This window comes from Streptomyces sp. NBC_00554, from assembly GCF_041431135.1.
Lineage (GTDB): Bacteria > Actinomycetota > Actinomycetes > Streptomycetales > Streptomycetaceae > Streptomyces.
This window is the reverse complement of record NZ_CP107799.1, coordinates 1,204,729-1,227,236: the sequence shown is the minus strand read 5'-3', so window position 1 is coordinate 1,227,236 and position 22,508 is coordinate 1,204,729. Positions and strand designations below refer to the sequence as shown.

Below are 22,508 nucleotides of genomic sequence, written 5' to 3'. Positions count from 1 at the left end.
AAGTCACTCTCCTCGGTTGCCGGGCCGGCCGTACCGCGGGACGAATCCGAGCAGTTCGGCGCAGGCCGTCGTGTCGAACAGGGAGGTGCGGCCGGACAGTGCCGAGAACGTCGGCACGTCCGGGTGGAAGCGGTCCATCAACTCCGCGGAGGGAAGAGGGGAGGAGGTGTCGGCCGCGGCGACATTGAGCACATGGCATCCCGTGAAGTCGGCCCGCAGCGCCCGGTGCACCACGGCCGCCGCGTCCCGTGTGTGCAGCCAGCCCCACAGGTCGTGCCGGTGGGCTCCCGGGTCGGCGGCGACCTTGGCGAGCTGGCCGTGCAGCCGTTCGCCGCTGCCGGTGAACGGGAAGCGCAGGCAGACGATGTCCGTACCCCAGCGGCGGTGCGTGCTGCGGGCGGTCTCCTCGAGCACGGCCTTGGACAGGCCGTAGGGATCGCGGATGAGCAACGGGTGTTCCTCGTCCAGCGGTACGTACAGGGGCGAGACCGGTACGGGCGACCAGGCGAGTCCGACGGCCGCCATGCTGGAGGCGGCCACGATCCGGCGTACCCCCGCGCGGCCCGCCTCGTCCAGGACGCGGTGCGCGGTGAGGCAGTTGGTGGCGAACAGGGCGCTGGGATCTGCCGTGTTGGGGTGGGGTATCGCCCCCAGGTGGACGACCGCCTCCACACCGTCGACCGCCTTGCGCACCAGGTCGGGATCCTGAAGGTCCCCGATGTGCACGCGCTCGGCCGACGGGGCCTCGAAGGGCACGACATCGGTGGCCACGATCTCGTACTCGTACGAGGCCGCGAACAGCTCCTCCAGGACCTGCTGCCCGATATGGCCGGCGGCCCCGGTGACCAGGACCCGCATCAGCCCTTCACCGCCCCGACAAGGCCGTTGACGAAGTACCGCTGGAGGCTGAGGAAGAGCAGGATCACCGGGATGACGACGATCAGGGCGCCCGCCATCAGGTTGTTGTAGTGCGGCACGTTCTCCGCGGACAGCGTCTGGAGGCCGAGGGGGAGCGTGTACGTCGACGGGTCGTTCAGGGACACACGCGTGAGCAGGAACTCGTTCCACGTCGGGATGGCGGTGAGCAACGCCACGGTGATCAGCGCCGGTTGGGAGAGCGGCAGGTACACCCTGGTGAAGATCCGCAGCTCGTTCGCGCCGTCGACGCGCGCCGCGTCCCGCAGCTCCCCGGGCACGGCCATGAACGCGCCGGTCATCAGGAGGATCGACAGCGGTGCGCCGCCGTTGACGAACGGCAGGACAAGGCCCCAGTGCGTGCCGAGGATGCCCAACTTGTCCTCCAGGAGCACGATCGGCAGCATCACCGTGATCCCGGGCACGAACAGCAGGGCCACGAAGAGCTTCTGGAGGAACCCGCGCCCGGGGAAACGAAGTACCGCGAACGCGTATCCGGCGGCCGCGTAGATCACCAGCGTGAGGACCACGGTGTACCCGGTCACCAGCAGGCTGTTCAGGAAGAAGTCGAAGAAGTGCAGCTCGTTCCAGGTGTCGGTGAAGGTCTGGAACGTGGGGTTGTCGGGGATGAGGTGCCCGCCGCGTACGACCTCGATCTGATCCTTGAACGCGGCCGACACCATCCACAGGAACGGGTAGACGCTGACCAGGCCGTACGCGGCAAGGAGCACGCCGACGACCGTGCGGGCCGCGATCTTGCGGAAGCCGCCCCGCGTACCGGCGCCGGAGCTGGCCAGGGAAATCGTCGTCATGTCTTGCTCCGCAGCGCTCGAAGGTTGATCAGGGCCAGGACGAGGGCCGCGGCGAAGAGGATCCAGCCGAGCGCGCTGGCGAGCCCGAGCGTGGGCGAGAGGTTCTTGAGGAACGCCAGGCGGTACGCCTCCAGACCGAGGACGTTCGTGTGGTCGCCAGGACCGCCGTTGGTCATGACCAGGAAGGTCTGGAACCCCTGCAGGGACTCGCGCAGGTTCAGCAGCACCACGATCGCCGTGATGGGGCGCACCAGCGGCCAGACCACGGACCCGTTGGTGCGCCACCATCCCGCGCCGTCCAGCTGTGCCGCCTCCAGGACGCTGCGGTCGATGCCCTGGAGCCCTGTGAGGTACAGCAGCATCGCGACCGGCACCGCACCCCAGACCGTCACGACGATCATCGTCGGCATCGCGGTTGTCGGATTGCCCAGCCAGCCCTGGGGCTGCTCCAGCGAGCCCAGACCGGCGCTGCCGAGCAGGGAGTTGACCGCGCCGTCCGGCTGCAGGATGTACTGCCAGGCGAAGAACACGGCGATGCCGCTGGTGACGTACGGCAGGAAGTACACGGACCGCAGCACCGTCTGGAACCGCGTGACCTGGTTCAGCAGCACGGCCAGCGGAAACGACACCAGGACCGTCAGGGCCGGCGCGGCGAGCATCACCCAGAGGGTGTTGAGGGTGGCATGCCGTATGCGGGGGGCGTAGACCGGGTCGCGCCACAGCAGATCGGCGTAGTTGTCGAGGCCGACCCAGGTCCAGTTCGGGGTGAAGCCGTTCCAGGTGGCGAAGGACAGCGCGAAGCCGTAGCCCACCGTGTACAGGCCCATCACCGCGAAGAGCACCACGGCCGGGGCGACGAACAGATACCCGGACAGGGCTTCGTACCCGCGCCGACGGCGGTGCGGCGGGGGAGCGGCCACGGTTCTCACCGGGTGGATGCCGCCTCCCTCGTCCACCGCCTTCGGCACGGTCCGCCGGGGAGCGGTGGTCACTGGCCTGCCGCTTTCCAGTACGACTGGTTGAGGCTCCGGAGCTTCTGCGCGGTCTCTTCGACCGACGTCTGCTTGAGCGGTGTCAGGTCCGCGAGGATCGCGCCGGCGTCGTCCTGCTCGTATCCGATCGGGCGGAACTCGTCGCCGCGACTGGGGTCGTACGTCGTCTCGGGGGTGCCCTTGAAGCTGTCGACCATGGAGCTGAGGGTGGGGCCGAGGACCTTGGCGGAGTCCGCGCCGAGTTCCGTGGCGGGCAGGTCCAGGGAGTTCTTGGCGAACTGCGTGGCGGTGTCCTGTTGGGAGAGGAACTCCATCCACTTCCTGGCGTTGTCGGGCTGTTTGCTCGTCGAGGTCACGCCGAGGCCCGTGAGGGCGAGCGGGCCGAGGCCCCGGTCGGGCACGGCGCCGTCCGCGGGAGCGGGCAGGCCGAAGGCGAGGACGTCTTCGGGGTTCATACCGTTCTGCTTGAGGAACGCGAGGGTGAACGTGCCGCCCACGGCGAAGGCCGACTTGCCCTGTGCGAACGCCTGGTCCGCCTGGTCGATCGTCAGGCTCTGGGAGCCGGGCATCCAGTACGGGGTGAGCTCGTCGTACAGCGACAGGACCTCGGTGCCGTTCGCCGAGCCGAAGTCGGCGCTCTCGTCCTTGCCCCACAGTTTCTCGTAGTCCTGCTGCCCCAACTGGGCGAAGGCCAGCGGCTGGAGCACCCAGGTCAGGCCGGTCGCCTGCACCTTCAGGCCCAGCGAGAGTCCGCCGTTTTTGGCGTCCTTCGCCTTGGTCGCCTTGAGCGCGGCGAGGAACTCCTCCCAGTTCGCGGGGGCTTCGGTGATGCCTACGTCGGCGAGCATCTGCTTGTTGGCGTAGACGATGCCGAAGGTGCCGACCGTGAGGGGCACGCTGTAGCGGGCGCCCTTCTCCACACCGTGGTCCTTGGCCTCCGCGTTGAGGGAGTTCTCGTACCGCTGGTCCGTGACGAGTCCCGACTCCTGGACCGCCTGCTGGATGCGTCCCGACCAGTCGCTGTCGTAGTTGCCGGCGAGGTCCGACAGGATCCCGGCGGCGCCGAGGACCCGGTCCTCGCCGTCCGAGTGCACTTCGAGCACGTCCGGCAGGTCTCCGGTCTTCGCCGCGCTCTGAACCTTGGTCGTATACGCGTCGTCGGGCGTGTAGGCCTCGATGCCGACGGAGATGCCGGTCTCCTTCTCGAACTCCTCCGCGGCGGCCCGCAGCGCGCTCACATGGGACTGCTTGAACGTCCACATCTCCAGCGACTTGGAGTCCCCCGATCCGGAGGAGCCGCCGCAGGCGGTGAGGGAGGTGAGCGAGAGTGCCGTGGCCACGGCCGCCGAGACAAGCCGGGCCTTTCGTGAAATACGTATACGCATGGGCCCCTACCTAGGGTTCGACCGTTCAGAAGGACGAATAGCGTTGGAGTGACCGAACTTAGGGTCGTCGTGATATAGCGTCAAGACGCAGGCTGCGATGAGGTGTTGACCGGTCGGCCGAGGGGCGCCGGGGCGGGGAGGCGGAGGGTCAGTGGAATCGGTGACAGCGACAGCGCGCGGGCGCAAGGTCGAAGAGGTCAAGTCCGCGGCTCGGGTGCTCGAAGTGCTCGAGCTCCTGGGGCGGGACGGCGCCAGGCTCTCGCTCGCCGAGATGGCGAGCGCCATGTCGGTGCCGAAGAGCAGCCTGCACGCGATCCTGCGCACGATGGAGGCGCGCCGCTGGGTGGACGTGGACGCCTCCGGCACCCGCTACAGCCTCGGCCTCAAGGCCCTCCTTACCGGAACCGCCTACCTGGAGGGCGACGACGTCGCGAGCCTGGCGGGACCCGTCCTCGACGCGCTCGCCGAGGAGACGGGCGAGGCCGTGCACCTGGGCAGACTCGACGGTACGAACATCGTCTACCTGGCCAAACGCGAGTCGCGGCACGCCCTGCGGATGTACTCGGCGGTGGGCCGCAGGCTGCCCGCGCACGCCACCGCCCTGGGTAAAGCTGTGCTCTCCCAGTACGACCCGGCGGAGGTGCAGCGCCGGCTCAACTGGCCGCTGGAGCGGCTGACCCCGGACACGGTCGTCGAACCGGAGGCCCTGCTCGGCCAGCTCGCCCAGGCCCGGCTGCGCGGCTGGGCCGTGGACGACGGGGAGAACGCGGTGGACATCCGGTGCGTGGCCGTCGCGCTCGGCGTCGCCCCGGACGGCGGCGACGCCCTCAGCTGCTCGGCGCCCCGCACCAGGATGGACGACGCGCGCGTGGAGGAGGTCGCGCAGGCCGTGACCGAGGCGGCGCACTCCCTGCGGACGCTCCTCAAGCGGATCGGGCAGCGCTGAGAGCGCTTCCGGGGACCGGGGATGGCGTTCCGGCCACCCCGGTGTCATATTTGACAGGCCCGTTGACAAACCCGCAACGCGCTCCGTACGTTCCGATGGCGGTATGTCATTCTGCTATCCGTACGCGGGAGTTCGCATGGCTCAGCCTGTCACCCGCACGCCCGTCCACGCTCCCGTCCTCGCCCCGGCTCCCTGGGTCGAGGAGCGTGGCGCCAAGATCCGCATCACGGCCGTACGTACCTTCATGACGGCCCCGCACGGCTGCCCCCACCTCGTCGTCCGCGTCGAGACCAACGAGCCCGGGCTCTACGGACTCGGCTGCGCCAGCGACCCGCAGCGCACCCTCGCCGTCCGCTCGGTCCTCGACGACTACCTCGCCCCGATGCTCACCGGACGGGACCCCGACGACATCGAGGACATCCACCGGCTGCTCCTCAACAGCGCCTACTGGCGCGGCGGTTCGGTCACCGGCAACGCCCTCGGCGGCGTCGACGTCGCCCTGTGGGACCTGAAGGCCAAGCGGCTCGGGGCGCCCCTGTACTCGCTGTTCGGCGGCCGCGTCCGCACCGGCGCCGAGGCCTACACACACGTCGACGGCGTCGACGAGCGGGAGATCGCCGACCAGGTCGCCGCCGCACGTGAGCGCGGTTTCCGGCACGTCCGCGTCCAGGCCGCCGTCCCGGGCGCGGACACCTACGGAACCGGGGGAGCGGCCGTCGACCCGGACGCCGTACGGGCCCGGCGTGTCCCGTGGGACTCGGCCGCATACGTGCGGACCGTCCCGCGGATCCTCACCCGGGTGCGTGAACTGGTCGGCGACGACGTCGAGTTGCTGCACGACGTGCACGAGCGGCTTGACCCGCGTCAGGCCCGGGACTTCCTACGGCGGGTCGAGGACGCGGGCCTCTACTTCGTCGAGGATCTCCTCGCGCCCGAGGACGCCGGGCACTTCGCGCGGTTGCACGCGGTGTCCCCGGTACCCCTCGCGGTCGGCGAACTCTTCAGCGACACCGCCCAGTTCACGGCGCTTCTCGACGGACCCGACATCGACTTCGCGCGGATACGCGTCCCGACGCTCGGGGGACTCACCCCCGCCCGCAAGATCGCCGCCCTGTGCGAGCTGCGCGGCGTACGGCTCGCACCGCACGGACCGGCCGACGTCAGCCCGGTCGCCCAGGCCGCGACCCTCGCCCTCGACGTCTCCAGCCACGCCTTCGGAGTGCAGGAGGCGGCGACATTCCGGCCAACTGTCGCCGAAGTCTTCCCCGGCACTGTCGTCCCGCGGGGCGGTGTCCTCGTACCGTCGGAAGTCCCGGGCCACGGTGTCGACTTCGACGAGTCGGCGGCCCGCCGCCATCCCGTGCCCGAACCCCTGGAGCACGACCGCTGGGCCCTGCTGCGCAACACCGACGGGAGCGTACAACGACCGTGACCGACGCACCGCGACCAATATCCGCGACAGACGCATCGCGACGAGTGTCCGTGAGCGACGCGCCGCGAGCAGAATCCGTGAACAACGCACCGCGACGAGCACTTGTCGTCCGAGGCGGCTGGGACGGCCACCAGCCGATCACCATCACCGACCTCTTCCTGCCGTTCCTCAAGGACCAGGGCTTCACCGTCGAGACCTCCGAGTCCCTCGACGTGTACGAGGACGCGGAACTCCTCGCGGCCACCGACCTGATCGTGCAGTGCTGGACCATGGGCGAGATCACTCCGGAGCAGAGTGACGGGCTCGTCGCCGCCGTGCGCGCGGGTACCGGGCTCGCGGGCTGGCACGGCGGCATCGTCGACTCCTTTCGGGACAATGTCGGCTACCAGCTCCTGACCGGTGGGCAGTTCCTCATGCACCCGCCCGGCTTCCACGACCACGACGTGCACCTGGTGCCCGAGCGCGCCGATCATCCGGTGCTGCGCGGACTGAGCGACTTCCGTGTCCACACCGAGCAGTACTGGCTGGCCACCGACCCGCTCATCGACGTACTGGCGACGACGACCTTCGAACCCGACGACGTACGCGACCGGGCGGTCGTCATGCCCGCCGTGTGGACCAGGAACTGGGGCGCGGGCCGTGTGTTCGTGTCCGCCGTCGGACACAAGCCGGACGACTTCGACGTGCCCGAGGTGCGGGCGCTCACCGAGAGGGGACTGCTGTGGGCGAGCCGCTGAGGATCGGCATGGTCGGCGCGGGAAAGATCAGCGGGGCCTACCTCGACACGCTGGCCCGCCTCGACACCGTACGGCTCACCGCCGTCACCGACCTCGACCCCGACCGGGCGAAGGCGGCCGCCATGCAGGCACCCGGCGACGTGCACGTAGCCGGCTCCGTCGTCGACCTCGTGAGCAGGGAGGACGTGGACGCAGTCCTCAACCTCACCATCCCGGCGGCCCACGCGGGCGTCGCGCTGGTCGCGCTGTCGATGGGCAAGCACGTCTACGGCGAGAAGCCCCTCGCCGCCACCCGCGAAGAGGCCGAGTCGGTGCTCGCCGCCGCCCGGGCCGGCGGACTGCGGGTGGGCTGCGCCCCGGACACCGTTCTCGGCACCGGCACCCAGACCGCCCGCAAGGCCGTCGACGACGGACTCATCGGTACGCCGGTCGCGGCCACCGCGTTCATGGCATCGGCAGGGCCCGAAGACTGGCATCCCGACCCCGGCTTCTACTACCTTCCGGGCGGCGGCCCCCTCCTCGACATGGGCCCCTACTACCTCTCCGCCCTCGTCCACCTGCTCGGACCGGTCGTACGCGTCACCGGCGCCGCGTCCCGGCCCCGCGCCGAACGCGAGATCGGCAGCGGGCCCCGGGCCGGCACCCGCCTGCCGGTGGAGGTGGACACCCACGTCAGCGGCATCCTGGAACACGCCGGCGGAGCCCTCACCACCCTCGTCATGAGCTTCGACGTCCAGGCGGCCCGGCTGCCCCGCATCGAGGTCCACGGCACCGAGGGCTCGCTCTCCGTCCCCGACCCGAACTGGTTCGAGGGACTGGTCGAACTGAACAGGGGCGGCGACTGGGCCCCCCTTCCGATCTCCGCCGGATATCCGACAGGAGGACGCGGTACGGGACTTGCCGACATGGCCGAGGCGATCGCCGAGGGACGTCCGCATCGGGCATCGGCCGAACTCGCCCACCATGTACTGGATGTGATGCTCACCCTGCTGGACGCCGCCCACGGCGGCAGGTCCCTGCCGGTGACCACGACGTGTGAGCGGCCCGAGCGCGTGGACCACCGCATCCTCTAGACCGGGGGGACGGGCGGCAGGAAGGCGTCGGCCTTCCTGCCGCCTTTTGCCATCTCGACTGTCATCCCAATTAATTGACGAAGATGTCCGTCAGTGGAATTGAATTCGCCTGACAATTCCCGGAGATGGCCTCTCGATCTGCGAGAAGAAGGAACGAGTGAGAGGCGTTGACTTGATAACACACATGGTTTTACATGGCGGTTACTGGCCGGACAGGAAGGGCTGCCGATGCATGACCGGAGAAAGTCCGGCGAAGAGCGCATAGCCGCATTTCTCAGCGAACGGCTCCACCCCGCGCTGTATCCGCAGCGACTGCCCATGGACATCGGCGCCTGGCACATCCCCGGGGAACCGGTACCCGTCGGCGTCGCGCTGCGTGCCGACTACACGCCGTTCGCGGTGGGGGAGCCCTGGGGCAGCCCCTGGTCGACGACATGGTTCCGCACCAGCGCGAGCGTTCCGCAACGGTGGGCGGGCCGCCGCGTCGAAGCCCTCATCGACCTCGGTGCCGACCCGGCTCGTACCAGCGGCCACCAGGCGGAGGCCCTCGTCCACGACGAACACGGCATCCCGCTGCACGGCCTGCATCCGCACACCGGCGCCGTTCCCGTCACGGCCTCCGCCCGCGGCGGCGAAACCGTCCGCCTCCTCGTCGAAGCTGCCGCCAACCCGTACATCGACGCGGCCACCGGCAGCGGAGTCCACTACGGCGATCCGGTCACCGCCGGGGACACGCCGCTGTACCGCCTGCTGCGAGCGGACCTCGTCATACGCGACGACGACGTCTGGCACCTGCTGCACGACATGCGGACCCTCGACGGACTCATGCGCACGCTGCCCGCCGCACACCCGCGCCGGCACGAGATGCGGATGGCCCTGGAGCGCGCGGTGGACACCGTCGACCCGTACGCCGTCGCCCGGACCGCCGCGGCCGCCCGCCTTGTCCTCGCGCCCGTACTCGCCCACCGCGCGCACGCGTCGGCGCTCGTGTTCGCGGGCGTCGGGCATGCCTCCGTCGACTCCGGGGGTTTCTGGCCCATACGTGAAGCGGTCCGTGGCTGCGCCCGTACGTTCAGCACGCTGGTCACACTCGCCGAGGAGTATCCCGAACTCGTCGTCGAGGCCTCGTCCGCCCAGCACTACGCCTGGATGCGGGACCAGCAGCCGCACGTCTTCGAGCGGCTCCGCAAAGCCGTCGCCGACGGCAACTGGGCGCCCGCGGGCGGCACATGGGTGGAGCCCGACGTCGAACTGGCGGGCGGCGAGGCACTGGTACGTCAGTTCGTCCTCGGCCGCCGCTTCTTCCGCGACGAACTCGGCACCGACAGTGAAGGCGTCTGGCTCCCCGGGGCGAGAGGCGCTTCCGCCGCCTTCCCGCAGATCGCCGCCCTCGTGGGCGCGCGCTGGTTCCTGACCAGGCGCCCCGCCACCGACCACCCGACAGCGCCGGCCCACGACACCTTCCGCTGGGAGGGCATCGACGGCACCACGCTCCTCACCCACCTCGCACCCGATGCCGCGGCACTCACCGGCCCCGAACTCGCCGACACCGCGGCGGACTTCACCGACCCGGACGGCTCACCACGCCTCGCGACGCTTCATCCCGCCCAGTTCTTCCGCGAGACGCAGGACGAGCACCCGCATCCGCCCGTCTGGCGGGGAGCACTCGACCTCGCCCCGCACCGGGGTACGTACACCCGTCAGGCGCGCACCAAGCGCGGCAACCGATGCAGCGAAACCCTGCTGCACGAGGCGGAACTGTGGTCGGCGACCGCCGCCGTGCGCCACGGCGTGCCCTACCCGTACGACGAACTCGACGCCCTGTGGCGGCGCTTACTGCTTCAGCAGAGCCGGCACATCCTGGCCGGTACCTCCATCGCATGGGTCCACGAGGACACCGAACACGAGCACCGAGACCTGCACCGCCGACTCGCCCGCCTGGTGCGGCGCGCGGTCGGCGAACCGGACGGCGCCACCGCGCTGAACGCCGCGCCGCACCCGCGCCGCGAGGTCCTCGTCCTCGCGCCAGGGACCGGCCCCGCCTCCGGTACGTCACAGGCCCTGCCCGACGGGCGCATCGCGGTCCTGGCCGAGGCGCCCGCCTTGGGCGCGGGAAGCACCGGCCTCTCCCTCGACGCCGGCACCGCACGCGTGACCGCGCACACCACGGTCGACGGCCAACACATCATGGACAACGGCCTGTTGAGGGTGTGTGTGGATGTGGCGGGCCTGGTCAGCTCGGTCGTCGACCTGACCACCGGACGGGATGCCCTCGCCCCCGGTGCGGCGGGCAACCTCCTCCAACTCCTGCGCGACGAAGCCGCCCTGGACCTCCACTCCGGCCGCAGCCGCGACCTGAGCGCCGCCGAGCAGGTCGAACTACGGGCGTGCGGACCCCTGCTGGCGACCGTGCGTGTCCGACGCGGCACCGGACGCTCGACCTTCCTCCAGGATCTGACCCTCACCGCCGGGAGCCGCGCCCTGACGGTGGACACCGAAGTCGACTGGCGCGAGCGGGACACCGCCCTCAAACTGACCTGGCCGCTCGACGTGCACGCCGAACTCAGCCACTGCGACGTGCAGTTCGGGCACGTCGCCCACCCCACGCACAACCACGCCGACACGGCCCGTGAGGACGACGCCGCCCACCGCTGGATCCACGTCGGCGAGCACCGCTGGGGCGTGGCCCTGGCCGCCGATTCCACCTACGGTTACGACATCGCCCGGCACCCTCGCGACGACGGCACCACCACCGTCGTACGCCACACATTGCTACGCGCCGCGAGAGGCCCGGACCCGCACGCCGACCGGGGCCTCCACCACTTCCGCCACACACTGCGCCCCGGCGCCACCCTCGGCGACGCCATCACCGAGGGATACGCCCTCAACCTCCCGCTGCGACCCGGCCCGGACACGGGCCCGCAGGCGCCGCTCGTCCGCGTGGAGCACCCGGATGTCGTCGTCGAAACGGTGAAACTGGCCGACGACCGCAGCGGGGACGTCGTCGTACGGCTCTACGAGGCACGCGGCGGCCGGGCGCACGCCACTCTCGCCGTGGACTTCCCCGTCGAGGCGGTCCATGAGACCGACCTCTTGGAGGAACACCCCACGCCCCGCGCCCATCGGCACGGTCGTGTTCCGCTCACCCTGCGACCGTTCCAGATCCGCACGCTGCGGCTCCGGCGGGCCGGACACCGCCAGGAGGACAGCGGTGCCTGAACCGACTCCCGAAGCGGGCCTCGCACCCGAAACCCTTGCAGTGCTGCGTAGTTGGGCCGACAGCGGCGGCCCTCGCGCGACCCGCGCCCACGTCGTCCTGCTCGCCGAGAAGGGACTGCGTGACGCCGACATCGCCCGCCGTCTCGGCGTCTCGCGGCAGACCGTCGGGAGCTGGCGCCATCGCTGGCAGAGCGCCGGACTGCCCGGCCTCCAGGAGCGCCCACGCACCGGCAGGCCCGCGACGGTCGACGAGGCGGAGGTCATCACCCGAGCCCTGCTGGCCCCCGGAGGCAGCGGCGCCAGCCGGGCCATCGCCCGGGACCTCGGCCTCTCCCATGCGACGGTGGCCTCGATCCGCCGCCGCTGGCAGCTCCCGCCCGACGAGTCACCCGCCCCGCACGTCCCGACCCGGCCACCGTTGCCCGGCGCCGACATCTGGGTCATGGGCCTGTACGTCGATCCGCTGCGCGCCGTCCTCCTCACGGGCACCCGGCCCCAGGCGCCGCGAGCCGCCCCGGCCGCGACAGTGATCGGCGAGGACGTGCTGGAGGGAGTGGACCGGGCGCTCTGCACACTCCTCGCGGCGACCACCACCGCGTCCGGAACCGACCCCGCCGATGACCTGACGCTCCTCGCGTACCTGACCGATGCGGCCGAGCACCACCCGGACATCGCGCTGCACGCCGTAGTGCTGTGGGAGAGGGGAGCCGCCCCGGCGGTTCGGGAGCCCCGCACCGCCGACACCCCCGTCACCTTCCACGAGCTGCCCGCCAGAACCACCTGGCGCGGCTTCCTGCGCGCCATGATCGCGCTCGACAGCACCAGCCACCCCGAGTCCTCCCGGCGCGTCTACCTCGACCTCGTCGCCGCCCTGGAACGGCACACGCAACTGGCGCCGACCGAGCCCGCGCACTGGCTGCGCGAGAACGTCGCCGAGCATCTGCGCGCATCGCGACGGACCGAACTCCCCTCCCACCCCCCGTCGTTCAGCGGTGTCAACCAGATCGACCTGGGCTCGTTCAACGAGTGCGTGGTCATCGAATCCGTACGCCTCTCCGGCAGCATCACCCGCGGCGAGATAGCCCACCGCACCGGCCTCACCCAGCAGTCGGTCTCCCGGATCGCCCGCTCGCTCCTGGACCGCGGGATCCTCGTCGAGGACGCGCAGCGGCGTGCCACCTCCGGCAAGCCGCGCACCCCGGTCAGGCTCTGCGGCACCGCCGCGCACGCCCTGGGTCTGCACATCGACCCCGAACTGCTCACCGCCGTCGTCATCGACCTCGACGGCGCGATCGTGTGCACCTGTACCCGGCCGGTCAGCGCGGACATCGACCCCGGCGAGTTCGTCGCCCAGGTCGTCGCGCTCGGCCACGAGGCCCTGGAGAAGGCGCGGGGCGCCGTGCGCGAGGACGGGCTGCTCGGCGTGGGTGTGGCCGTACCGGGACCGGTGGACATCGCCTCCGGCACCGTGCTCAACCCGCCGCTCATGACGGCGTGGGAGGATCTGCCGCTGCTGTACCTCCTCAAGGACCACTTCCCGTGCCGGGTACTGATCGAGAAGGACTCGCTCGCCGCGGCGGCGGGGGAGCGGTGGATCGGGCGTGACCGCAGGGCGCGGGACTTCGCCTACCTGTACCTGGGGACGGGCGTCGGCTCCGGGCTCTACCTCAACGGCGACCTGTACCGAGGGGTGAGCGCCAACGCCGGCGAGTTCGGGCAGCTGTGTGCGATCGCCCTGGGCCGGATGGCGGCCGACGGCCGCCCCGAGCTGCTGCCGGAGTGCAACCCACCGGTCTCCGTGGCGGACTTCGCCGCCCGGCTCGGCCTGCGCCCCGCGGGCGACGGCGGCAGTACCGCCGCCTACCGGGCCGTGGGCCGGGCCGCCGCTGCGGGCGACCCGGCCGCGGTCACCGCCGTTCGGGAGGTGGCCCGCGCGGTCGGAGGCGGCGCCCTCGGGCTCGTCGACCTGCTCGACATCGACCTGATCGTGCTCGGCGGCCCGTTCTTCACCGACGACGTCGCCGAGTTCTACCTCGAGGAAATCAGCCGTACGGTCAACGAGTTCCCCACCGCTCGCCGACTGCGCCGCGTCGAGGTGGAACGCTCCGTACTCAGCGCGGAGGCCGCGGCGGTGGGAGCGGCCTCCACGCTCTTCCACGCGGCTTTCACGCCTCGGCTGCGGGGCAGGGACCGCGCCTGACGCCCTGCCTGGTTGCCCTCGTTGAACTCGTCCGCTGGGTGGCACCGGATTGAATCAGCCCCGTGCGGTGAGCCATTCGTCGTCGGACCAGACCGCGTTGGACGGGATCCGCTCCGCGTAGCCCGCGTCCTTCTCCAGTCGCGCGCGGACACTCGCGTGCACATGAGCGCCTGGCGGGACCTTGCGCCGCCGGTAGGTGAGCAGGGCCCAGATCCAGCCCATCCGGTGCACCTTCCCGCGCGCGTGCTCGGGCTCGAGGCGCAGCTCGCGCGCGTACGCCCCGCTCTTCAGCAGGAGTTGCTCTTCGAGCGCCCCGTCCACGATCCACTTGAGTGCGATCGTGGCGAGCCTGGGATCGTCGTCGAAGGTCCCACCGACGTCGGAGTGCACCCCCGCGAACCACACCTGCTCGACCGGGACCGCATCGGCCCGCTCCTTGTCATCGCGCCGGACGAGATACTCGACGTAGGGCCTGCGCTTCTCGTCGATGGAGACCGCGTGGCGGACGAGTCGTACGTTCGGGACCTGGCGGGTGTACAGCCAGCGCAGGTTCCAGCGCAGCAGACCGGCGGCCTTCACGGAGTCCCAGATCCCGAGGTAGGTGACGGGGATGCCGAAGCGCCCGTCGACCGCGTTGCTGAAGGCCTCCGCGAAACGGTGGAGTTGGTCCCAGTCGCGCTGGGTCCAGTCCTTGTTCTTCGCGTACACGGAGATGGCGTACGGAACGAGGTTCTCCATGCCGGGTCGCATCAGGCCGACCGTCTTGAGCATGCCCACGAGCGCGCGGGCCGTGTACGCGCCGCGGCTGAAGCCGAAGACGTAGATGTGGTCGCCCGGTTGGTAGCGCTGCATCAGATACGTGTAGGCCTCGGCGAGGTTGGTCTTCATCCCGGAGCCGAAGGCGAGGCCGAGGAGCTTCGACACGCTCCGGCCGGCAGGCGTCCAGGCGCCCGCGGCGGAGAAGGTGCCGACGCCGGGGTCGTAATAGGCGATCTGGCGGGTGGGATCGGAGAGGTCCAGCATTTCGTAGAGCCGGACGACGTTGGTATTCCCTTTCGCCTTCAACTGATTGCCCGTGCCGTCCAGGCAGATGACGAGATTCTTCGCCATGAGGGGCCTCACGTTTCCGGACACATTCCATACCAGGACAATTCCAATTTCCCGCAATATAATAGATGAAATGCTGTCCTTAGGGCAGTCTCCGGCGCACGCGGGTTCCGGAGGATCCATGGCCGGTTCGGTAATTCACCTCGATGAGCAGGCCGGCCTTCCCTGCACCCACGCACTGGTCATCGGCGTCGGCAAATACCCCCATCTCGCCGGCGGCGAGGCACCGGTCGCGGATTCCGACGGGATGCGGCAGCTCAGTTCGCCGCCCCTCTCCGCACGTGCCCTCGCGACCTGGCTCCTCGCCGAGTACCACGATCCCGGGCGACCGCTCGGCAGCCTCGCCCTGCTGCTGAGCGAGGAACAGCCGGCCCCTTTCGTGGACCCCCGCACCCAGGCCGCGCACGACGTCGACGATGCCACCATCGAGAACATCCTCACGGCGGTCACGCAGTGGTACGACCGCGGTGACAGCCACGTCGACAACCGGCTCGTCTTCTACTTCTGCGGACACGGCGTCTCACAGGGCGACGACATGGCCCTGCTCGCCGCCGACATCTTCGCCGACCAGCACAACCCCCTCAACGGGGCACTGGACTTCGCGGGCCTGATGAACGGACTCAAGCGCTGCAAGGCCACCCAGCAGGTGTTCTTCGTCGACGCCTGCCGGTCCAACTCCGATGTGCTCATCGAGAGTTCGGGCACACGGTTCGCGGGGCGGTCACCGCTCGGCGCCGGGACGCGTCCGCTCGACCTCCCGCGCCGCTTCCACATCCCGTACTACGCCACCCTGGCCGGGGACCGGTCGCACGCGCGCCCCGGGCAGGTGAGCCTCTTCACGGAGGCGCTGCTCAAGAGCCTCGCCGGTGCGGCGAGCGACGATCCCGAGGGTGAATGGCGCGTCAACACATCTCATCTCCTCGAAGCGATCGACCACTTCATGCACCAACCGGAGTTCGCCGGAGCGGTCGCGGGCGTCCAGGTCCCCTCGGTCGGCGAACTGCCGGTGTTCGTCCTTCACCAGCTGCCCGGCCCACCGGTCGTCCCCGTGTACGTGGGCTGCGCGTCCGCACGGGACAACGCCGAGGCCGAGTTCGTCTGCCGGGAGAACGGCCTTGAGCGGCTGCGCCGGGCGGCGGAGGACATCGACGACTCGGCCCCGGAGAGCGAGTGGGCCATCGAACTGCGCTTCGGGAACTACGACTTCGAGGCGAGACTCGGCGACCAGGAGGTGCGGACCAAGTCCATCACCGTACGACCGGTGTTCCGTCGCGTGCAGCTGGTGAAGCCATGAATGCCGGCCTGAGAGTGACCGTCGCGCTGAGCCTGTACGAGTCGGACCTGCCGGACGGCGCGAAGGTCGTCGGCAACATCTACTCGGCCGAGGGCGGCGCCGCCCACCGCAACGTCCTCTTCCCCTGCGGGACTTCCGCGCCACCGACGCGGTACGAGGTCGGCCCCGGCCACTACACGGTGTCCGCCACACTGCCCTCCGGCGTCGTGCTGTCCAAGGACGCCGAAGTACGGGAGGGCGCCGACACCCATGTCACGCTGCGCGCGGCACCCTCGCCCTACGAGTCGCACTCGTGGCAGTACCTCATGGGCAACATCGAGTCCTACGGGCCTTACCACGACGGCGAGGCGATACCCGTTCCCCGCTCCCAAGGGGCGCGGTCCGGGGTCTGGGAGTGGGACTCGATCGTCGAACCGGGTCACTCGGCCTGGGTCGGCGACCCGAAGGTGAAGAGCTGGCAGTTCGCGTCGATGCTCAAGCTGACCGAGGAGCCCCCGACCCGGTCGGCCGTGTTCGAGATCGCCCACTCCGCGCCCCACTCCATCGCCAGTCTCCATCTGGGCGACGCGGCCGCACGGCTCTACCGCTTCGGCGCGCAGGGCCCCGTCGACGAGGACGGCGAGCCCACCTTCGGCGGTGGGCCCATGGGCCCACGGCAGTTCCTGGTGGTCTCGCTGGCGGGCAGCGAATACGTCGTCACGCTGCCGGCGCCGTGGGGTTCCGCGCAGATCGAGGTCATGGTCAACGAACGGCAGAGCCCGACCGGCAGCGCGGTCTCCGTGACCGTGCGCGACAGCCGGGTCGGACCCGCCCTGGGATACATGGCCCGCGGCGCCTTCGACTCGGCGGCCACCCTGGTCAGGGACGCGGAGACCATGCTCTACGGCAAGGGCAGGATGCCGAACCCGCTCGCGGCGGTGGCCGGCGCGTACGTCCTGGTCGGCAGCGAACTGACCGAGCGGCCGCACCGCTGGGATCCTTGGCTCGCCCGGCTGCGGCACGAGTTCGACTGGATGAGCGACGGCTCCCTGCTGTGGGCCATGCGCCATCTGCGCCGGGCGCACAGCGAGGCGGAGCGGCAGGCGGCCCGCGACGCGCTCATCGAGGCCTTCGACCGCGGAGTTCCCGTCTTCACCCTCGGCCTGAGCCGCCTCATCCACGGGCTGTCGGAGTTCCCCGACGACCCGGCGTGCGCCGACCGGCTCGAGCAGGCCCGTCGCCTGTCCTGGCGCGTCGACATGCGCGAACCGTTCGTGGTCGTCGCGCTGCACGGGAAGCCGCAATGACGGCCCGATACGGGAGACAGCCGATACGGATGACAGCCGAGTGAGATGACAGCCCGATACGGAAGAGGGAGGCCGCGATGATTCGGTTCACCATGGGGCCCGGCGAGGACGGTGACTGCCTGCTCCTGGAATACGGCGACGACACCTTCATCCGCCGGATCCTCGTCGACGGCGGCCGCTCGGGCACGTATCCGCTGGTGAAGCCCACTCTCGCCGGGCTGGACGGTCTGGTCGACGTCCTTGTCGTCACGCATGTCGACCAGGACCACATTCTGGGAGTGCTCGCCCTGCTGGAGGACGCAGACCGACCGGTGGAGTTCGGCGACGTGTGGTTCAACGGCTTCGACCATCTCCTCGACACCGAGGGGTTCGGCGCCCAGGACGGCGAGAAACTCACCAGCCTGCTCCTGGAGCAGAAGGTGCCGTGGAACGACTCCTTCGGCGGGCGCAGTGTCGAAGTGGGGCGGGAGCTCGCGTGGTTCGACGACGGTTCCACGATGGACGTGCTCTCACCGGACCGCGCGCAACTGGAGCGGCTGGCGCCGGCGTGGGTCAAGGAGTGCGCCAAGAACGGTCTGATCCCGGGGCGCGACCCGGACGAGATCCCCCAGGTCCCCGGCTTCGAGCACTTCGGCGGGGTGAACGTGGACCAGCTTGCCGCGTCGGTGTTCAAGCCGGACACGTCGAAGACGAACATCAGCAGCATCGGCCTGCTCTTCGAGTTCGAGGACAAGCGGGTCGTCCTTACCGGCGACGCCGACGACCGCCGGCTCGTGGCGTCTATACGGCCCCGGGCCGAGGCGGAGGGCGGCCGCTTCCACGTCGACGTCCTCAAGGTCGCCCACCACGGCAGCGACCACAACCTCTCCAACGAACTGCTCGACCTCATCGACTGCGACCGCTACCTCATATCGACGAGCGGCGCCCGGCACGACCATCCCAACGAGATCGCCATCGCCCGCATCCTGAAACACGGCGGCGCCGAGAAGGAGCTCGTCTTCAACTACCGTGACCGGGCGGCGATATGGGACGACGCCAGGCTCAAGGACCGCTTCGGCTACACGGTGACGGCACCGGACCGGGACGCGGAGGACGGGTTCATCGGCTTCGAACTGTGAACGCCCTCAACTACGAGGACGAGTCCCGGTATCCGCGCAGCTTCCGGTAGAGCGTCGCCCGGCCGATCCCCAGCGCGGCCGCCGTACGCGCCTTGTTGCCGCCGTGGCGGCGCAGCGCCTCCAGGATGGCGGTGCGCTCGGCGTGCTCCATCGGGCTGAGCCGCCGCGTCGCGGGACCCTCCCGGACGGGGTCGGGCAGCTCGGCACGCCGCACCGGGCCCACCGTCCGACGGTCCTCCGCCAACGCCCGTACAAGATGGGCGAGTTCAGTGACATTGCCGGGCCACGGATGCTGCTCCAGGGCGCGCAGCGCGTCGAGCGTCCAAGCGAGCGGAGGCTGCCCCGGAGCGGGCTTCGGAGCAAGGGCCGCGAGCAACTCCCGGATGTCCTCCGGGCGTTCACGCAAGGCCGGCAGAGTGACCGCGCGGGCGGCCAGGGTGTCCAGGAGTCGCTGGAGGCACGGGCCGGCTGGCGGTCCGGGGGTGTAGGTGACCAGCAGGGGCGCGCCCGGGTGCTCGTGGAGCAGGGAGTTGAGGGCGGCGACGTCCGGCTGGGCAAGCCGCTCGGCGTGCCGCAGCAGGAGGGGTCGACCGTCCGCCAACTCCTGGTACCCGGAGCCGAGTTCACCCTCCGCCGCATCGACGACCAGCGGCGCGAACTCCCCGAGCAATTCCCGAGCCAGCGTGGTCTTCCCCGTCCCGCGCTCGCCGGTCAACAGCAACGGCTCCCGCGACCGGGCAAGCTCCGTGGCCCGCCCGACAGCCAGCCGCCAGGGAACGGAACGCCCGGCGAGGGGGATCGCCGCGCGAGGCGCGAGCGGCATGGCCCCGGCGCCGACCGGCTCGAGCACGGCGAGCAGCCCGATGACGGAACCCAGGTGACGCACGGGAGTGAACCGTGCGATGCAGCCTGAGCCGTCGGGGAGTTCGACGACGTAGGACGGGGAGGGCGTGCTTTGCGGTGGGTTTGCGTCGGGCGTTTCGGGGGGCGTGGCGTGCGGGAGGGGTGTGCCGTGCGGTGCCGAGAGCGAGGCCGGGAGGGGTGTGTCGCCTGGTGTGGAGGGCGCGGCGTGCTGGAGGCCCGCGCCGTGCGGCTCGGAGAGCGAGGCCCGCGGGAGGGGCGTGTCGTCCGGTGCGGCGGGCGTGCCCTGCTGGATCCGCGTGTCGGGTGGCTCGCAGGGCGCGCCCTGTCCGAGCCTCGGCCGCGTGTCGTGCGGCTCGGAAGGCCCGCCCCGCCCGAGCCCCAGCCCCGTGTCGTACGACTCCGACGCCGCCCCCTGCCGAAGCAGCGCTCCCGCGCCCCGCTCCAGCACCTCCAGTCCCTCCGGTGACAGCATTCGTGCTGCCGCTTCGCTGACCAGCCGGTTCCGCCCGTCGAGGGCGACCACCGCGGGCGCCGGACCGCGGGTCGCGCTGAGGTACGCGTCCAGGAGCACGCGCTCAACCGCCCGTGTGCGTGCGAGGAGTTCGGCCTCCACCGCCGCGGCGGCGGCCTCGGCGAGTGCCGCTCCGGGATGCGGTGAGCACTCCGCGCACAGCCCGGAGGCGACGGTCACCGTGCCCAGCACCTGCCCGGTCTCGGGGGCCAGCACCGGCACGCTCACCGCGGACACGTCCTGCCACAGGTCGAGGAAGTGCTCGGGGCCGTGCACCTCGGCGCGACGCCGGGTGCGCAGGGCGAGGGCCGCGCTGTTGTGCCCCACCTCCCGCTCGGACAGGTCGGTGCACGGCTGGTCCCCGGGCGCGCTCCCGGCCGCCCACAGCACCCGCAGCCGCTCGTCGGTGAGGGCGAGGGACGAGCGCCCGGTGTCGAGGGCGGGGGCGAGCCGTTCGAGGACGGGACGGGCCGCGGACAACAGCGCCGACTCCGCCCGCGCGCCCGCCGGGAACTCGGCGGGCTCCTTCAAATCGTGCGGTACGCCGAAGAACCGGGCGCGCCGCCAGGCCGCGACGATCTCGTCCGGCACGCCCTCGGGCAGCGGGCGCCCCGTCAGAAACCGCTCACGCGCCTGGCGCAGCGGCGCGAGAGTGGAGAGGGCGGGGGAGTGCTCGGCGATGCTCACGACGCCTCTCACCGTATCGGGCGTACGGCGGAAGCGGACCGCCACCCCGGGCGGCACCTGTGACCTGGGACGGCGCCCGCTGTCTCGAAATGAGACACCCGTACCCCCATCCCGCACCGCATGATCAAGAGTGGCCCGTGCTCGTTCCCACCCCCAGGAGCCTCTCCCGTGCACACCGTCGAGACCGAAGTACTCATCGTCGGGAGCGGCCCCGCGGGCGCCTCGGCCGCGCTGGCCCTGAGCACGTACGGCGTACCCAACATCGTCGCCACCCGCTACGCGCGCCTCGCCGAGACCCCCCGTGCGCACATCACCAACCAGCGCACGATGGAGGTGCTCCGCGACCTCGGCGTCGAGCAGGAAGTCGTCGCGCAGGCCACCCCGCAGCACCTGATGGGCAACACCACCTTCTGCACCAGCCTCGCAGGCGAGGAGCTGGGCCGCGTCCGCTCCTGGGGCAACGACCCGCTCGTCCAGGCGGCGCACGAACTCGCCAGCCCGACTCGCATGTGCGACATGCCGCAGCACCTCATGGAACCGGTGATCGTCGACGCGGCGGTCGCCCGCGGCACCTCGTTGCGCTTCGAGACCGAGTACCTCTCGCACACCCAGGACGCCGACGGCGTGACGGCCACCGTCCGGGACCGGCTGCGCGGGGACACGTACGAGATCCGCGCCAAGTACCTGATCGGTGCCGACGGCGGCCGTTCCAAGGTCGCCGAGGACGCGGGTCTGCCGATGGGCGGTCAGATGGGGGTCGCGGGCAGCATCAACATCGTCTTCGACGCCGATCTGACGAAGTACACCGCTCACCGGCCCTCCACCCTCTACTGGGTGCTGGCGCCCGGCGCCACCGTCGGCGGCATCGGCGCGGGCCTGGTCCGCAACGTCCGCCCGTGGAACGAGTGGATGATCGTCTGGGGGTACGACGTCACGGCGGGCGCCCCCGACCTGACCACCGAGTACGCCGAGTCGGTCGTCCGGCAGCTCGTCGGCGACGACGACATCCCGGTGACCATCAAGTCGTCCTCGGCGTGGACGGTCAACGAGATGTACGCGGAGACGTACTCGAACGGCCGCGTCTTCTGCGCAGGCGACGCCACGCACCGCCACCCGCCGTCCAACGGCCTCGGTTCCAACACCTCGATCCAGGACGCGTACAACCTGGCCTGGAAGCTCAAGCTGGTCCTCGACGGCACGGCGGCACCGAAGCTGCTCGACACGTACACCGCCGAGCGCGCCCCGGTCGGCAAGCAGATCGTCACCCGCGCCAACAAGTCCATCGGCGAGACCGCCCCCATCTTCGAGGCCCTCGACGGGCTCTCCCCGCAGACCCCCGAGCAGCTGTGGGCCAACATCGACGCCCGCAAGGACGCCACCGAGGCCGCGGCCAAGCAGCGGCAGGCACTGCGCGAGGCGATCGCCTTCAAGGTGTACGAGTTCAACGCGCACGGCGTCGACCTCAACCAGCGCTACACGTCCGACGCGATCGTCCCCGACGGCTCGCAGGATCCCGGCTTCGCGCGCGACCCGGAGCTGTACCACCAGCCCTCCACCCGCCCCGGCGCCAAGCTCCCGCACGCCTGGATCACCTCCGGGACCCGCACCCTGTCCACCCTCGACACGGTGGGCCGAGGCCGTTTCACCCTGGTCACGGGCATCGGCGGCGAGGACTGGGTGCGCGCGGCCGAGGCACAGGACCTCGACATCGCCACCGTCGTCGTCGGTCCCGGGCAGGAGTACGAGGACCCGTACGGCGACTGGGCGCGGCTGAGCGAGATCTCCGACGCGGGCGCCCTCCTCGTACGGCCGGACGGGTATGTGGCCTTCCGGCACACGGCCGCGTCCGAGGACGCCGAGCGGTTGCTGTCGGCGGCGTTGCGACGGATCCTCGGACATGCCTGAGGGTTCAGAGGACTTGTCCGATGGG

General features: G+C 70.7%; 16 protein-coding genes. 10 read left to right on the top strand and 6 right to left on the bottom strand.

Going from position 1 to position 22,508, the window contains the following annotated elements:
• Nucleotides 1–3 precede the first annotated feature (3 nt).
• Genes OG266_RS05565 through OG266_RS05550 form a run of 4 tightly spaced genes read right to left on the bottom strand, consistent with a single transcriptional unit; the run spans nt 4 to nt 4,104 of the window.
• A complete protein-coding gene (locus tag OG266_RS05565) occupies nt 4–858 on the bottom strand; it encodes an NAD-dependent epimerase/dehydratase family protein (RefSeq protein WP_371543402.1) in 855 nt (284 codons plus the stop codon).
• The gene (locus tag OG266_RS05560; protein ID WP_371543399.1) at nt 858–1,727 is read right to left on the bottom strand and encodes a carbohydrate ABC transporter permease; all 870 of its coding nucleotides are present in this window, start codon (nt 1,725–1,727) and stop codon (nt 858–860) included. Before OG266_RS05560 ends, OG266_RS05565 begins: the two co-directional genes overlap by 1 nt.
• Complete coding sequence (locus OG266_RS05555; RefSeq protein WP_371543396.1) at nt 1,724–2,719, bottom strand: carbohydrate ABC transporter permease; 996 nt, start codon at nt 2,717–2,719, stop codon at nt 1,724–1,726. The genes OG266_RS05560 and OG266_RS05555 overlap by 4 nt, the downstream gene beginning before the upstream one ends.
• Nucleotides 2,716–4,104: an ABC transporter substrate-binding protein gene (locus OG266_RS05550; RefSeq protein WP_371543393.1), complete on the bottom strand. Its 1,389-nt coding sequence runs from the start codon at nt 4,102–4,104 to the stop codon at nt 2,716–2,718. Before OG266_RS05550 ends, OG266_RS05555 begins: the two co-directional genes overlap by 4 nt.
• A gap of 160 nt (nt 4,105–4,264) precedes the next feature.
• On the opposite strand from OG266_RS05550, the gene OG266_RS05545 reads away from it, so the two are divergent.
• The 6 genes from OG266_RS05545 (at nt 4,265) to OG266_RS05520 (ending at nt 13,711) form a co-directional block, all read left to right on the top strand.
• Nucleotides 4,265–5,050 carry an IclR family transcriptional regulator gene (locus OG266_RS05545; RefSeq protein ID WP_371543391.1) on the top strand — a complete coding sequence of 262 codons (786 nt, stop codon included), beginning with the start codon at nt 4,265–4,267 and terminating at the stop codon, nt 5,048–5,050.
• Between the two features lie 136 nt (nt 5,051–5,186).
• Nucleotides 5,187–6,482, top strand: coding sequence for an enolase C-terminal domain-like protein (locus OG266_RS05540; protein ID WP_371543387.1), 1,296 nt, complete (start codon nt 5,187–5,189; stop codon nt 6,480–6,482).
• Between the two features lie 77 nt (nt 6,483–6,559).
• Nucleotides 6,560–7,219, top strand: coding sequence for a ThuA domain-containing protein (locus tag OG266_RS05535; RefSeq protein WP_371543385.1), 660 nt, complete (start codon nt 6,560–6,562; stop codon nt 7,217–7,219).
• Nucleotides 7,204–8,292, top strand: coding sequence for a Gfo/Idh/MocA family protein (locus OG266_RS05530; protein ID WP_371543383.1), 1,089 nt, complete (start codon nt 7,204–7,206; stop codon nt 8,290–8,292). The genes OG266_RS05535 and OG266_RS05530 overlap by 16 nt, the downstream gene beginning before the upstream one ends.
• Nucleotides 8,293–8,520: 228 nt before the next feature.
• Nucleotides 8,521–11,511, top strand: coding sequence for an alpha-mannosidase (locus OG266_RS05525; protein ID WP_371543380.1), 2,991 nt, complete (start codon nt 8,521–8,523; stop codon nt 11,509–11,511).
• Nucleotides 11,504–13,711: an ROK family protein gene (locus OG266_RS05520; RefSeq protein ID WP_371543377.1), complete on the top strand. Its 2,208-nt coding sequence runs from the start codon at nt 11,504–11,506 to the stop codon at nt 13,709–13,711. The genes OG266_RS05525 and OG266_RS05520 overlap by 8 nt, the downstream gene beginning before the upstream one ends.
• A gap of 54 nt (nt 13,712–13,765) precedes the next feature.
• On the opposite strand, the gene OG266_RS05515 is transcribed toward OG266_RS05520, so the two are convergent.
• The gene (locus OG266_RS05515) at nt 13,766–14,821 is read right to left on the bottom strand and encodes a DUF2235 domain-containing protein (RefSeq protein ID WP_371543375.1); all 1,056 of its coding nucleotides are present in this window, start codon (nt 14,819–14,821) and stop codon (nt 13,766–13,768) included.
• A 118-nt stretch (nt 14,822–14,939) separates the two neighbouring features.
• Here OG266_RS05515 and OG266_RS05510 point away from each other — a divergent pair, with 118 nt between their 5' ends.
• The 3 genes from OG266_RS05510 (at nt 14,940) to OG266_RS05500 (ending at nt 18,516) form a co-directional block, all read left to right on the top strand.
• Nucleotides 14,940–16,112 carry a caspase family protein gene (locus tag OG266_RS05510; protein WP_326719187.1) on the top strand — a complete coding sequence of 391 codons (1,173 nt, stop codon included), beginning with the start codon at nt 14,940–14,942 and terminating at the stop codon, nt 16,110–16,112.
• Nucleotides 16,109–17,398: a hypothetical protein gene (locus OG266_RS05505; RefSeq protein ID WP_371543371.1), complete on the top strand. Its 1,290-nt coding sequence runs from the start codon at nt 16,109–16,111 to the stop codon at nt 17,396–17,398. The genes OG266_RS05510 and OG266_RS05505 overlap by 4 nt, the downstream gene beginning before the upstream one ends.
• 77 nt (nt 17,399–17,475) lie before the next feature.
• Entirely contained in the window at nt 17,476–18,516 is a 1,041-nt protein-coding gene (locus tag OG266_RS05500) for a ComEC/Rec2 family competence protein (protein WP_371543369.1), read from the top strand.
• Between the two features lie 10 nt (nt 18,517–18,526).
• Here the strand turns inward: OG266_RS05500 and OG266_RS05495 are convergent, their stop codons facing one another.
• Entirely contained in the window at nt 18,527–20,578 is a 2,052-nt protein-coding gene (locus OG266_RS05495) for a helix-turn-helix domain-containing protein (RefSeq protein ID WP_371543367.1), read from the bottom strand.
• 168 nt (nt 20,579–20,746) lie between these two features.
• Here OG266_RS05495 and OG266_RS05490 point away from each other — a divergent pair, with 168 nt between their 5' ends.
• Nucleotides 20,747–22,483 carry an FAD-dependent oxidoreductase gene (locus OG266_RS05490; RefSeq protein WP_371543364.1) on the top strand — a complete coding sequence of 579 codons (1,737 nt, stop codon included), beginning with the start codon at nt 20,747–20,749 and terminating at the stop codon, nt 22,481–22,483.
• The last annotated feature ends 25 nt before the right edge of the window (nt 22,484–22,508 follow it).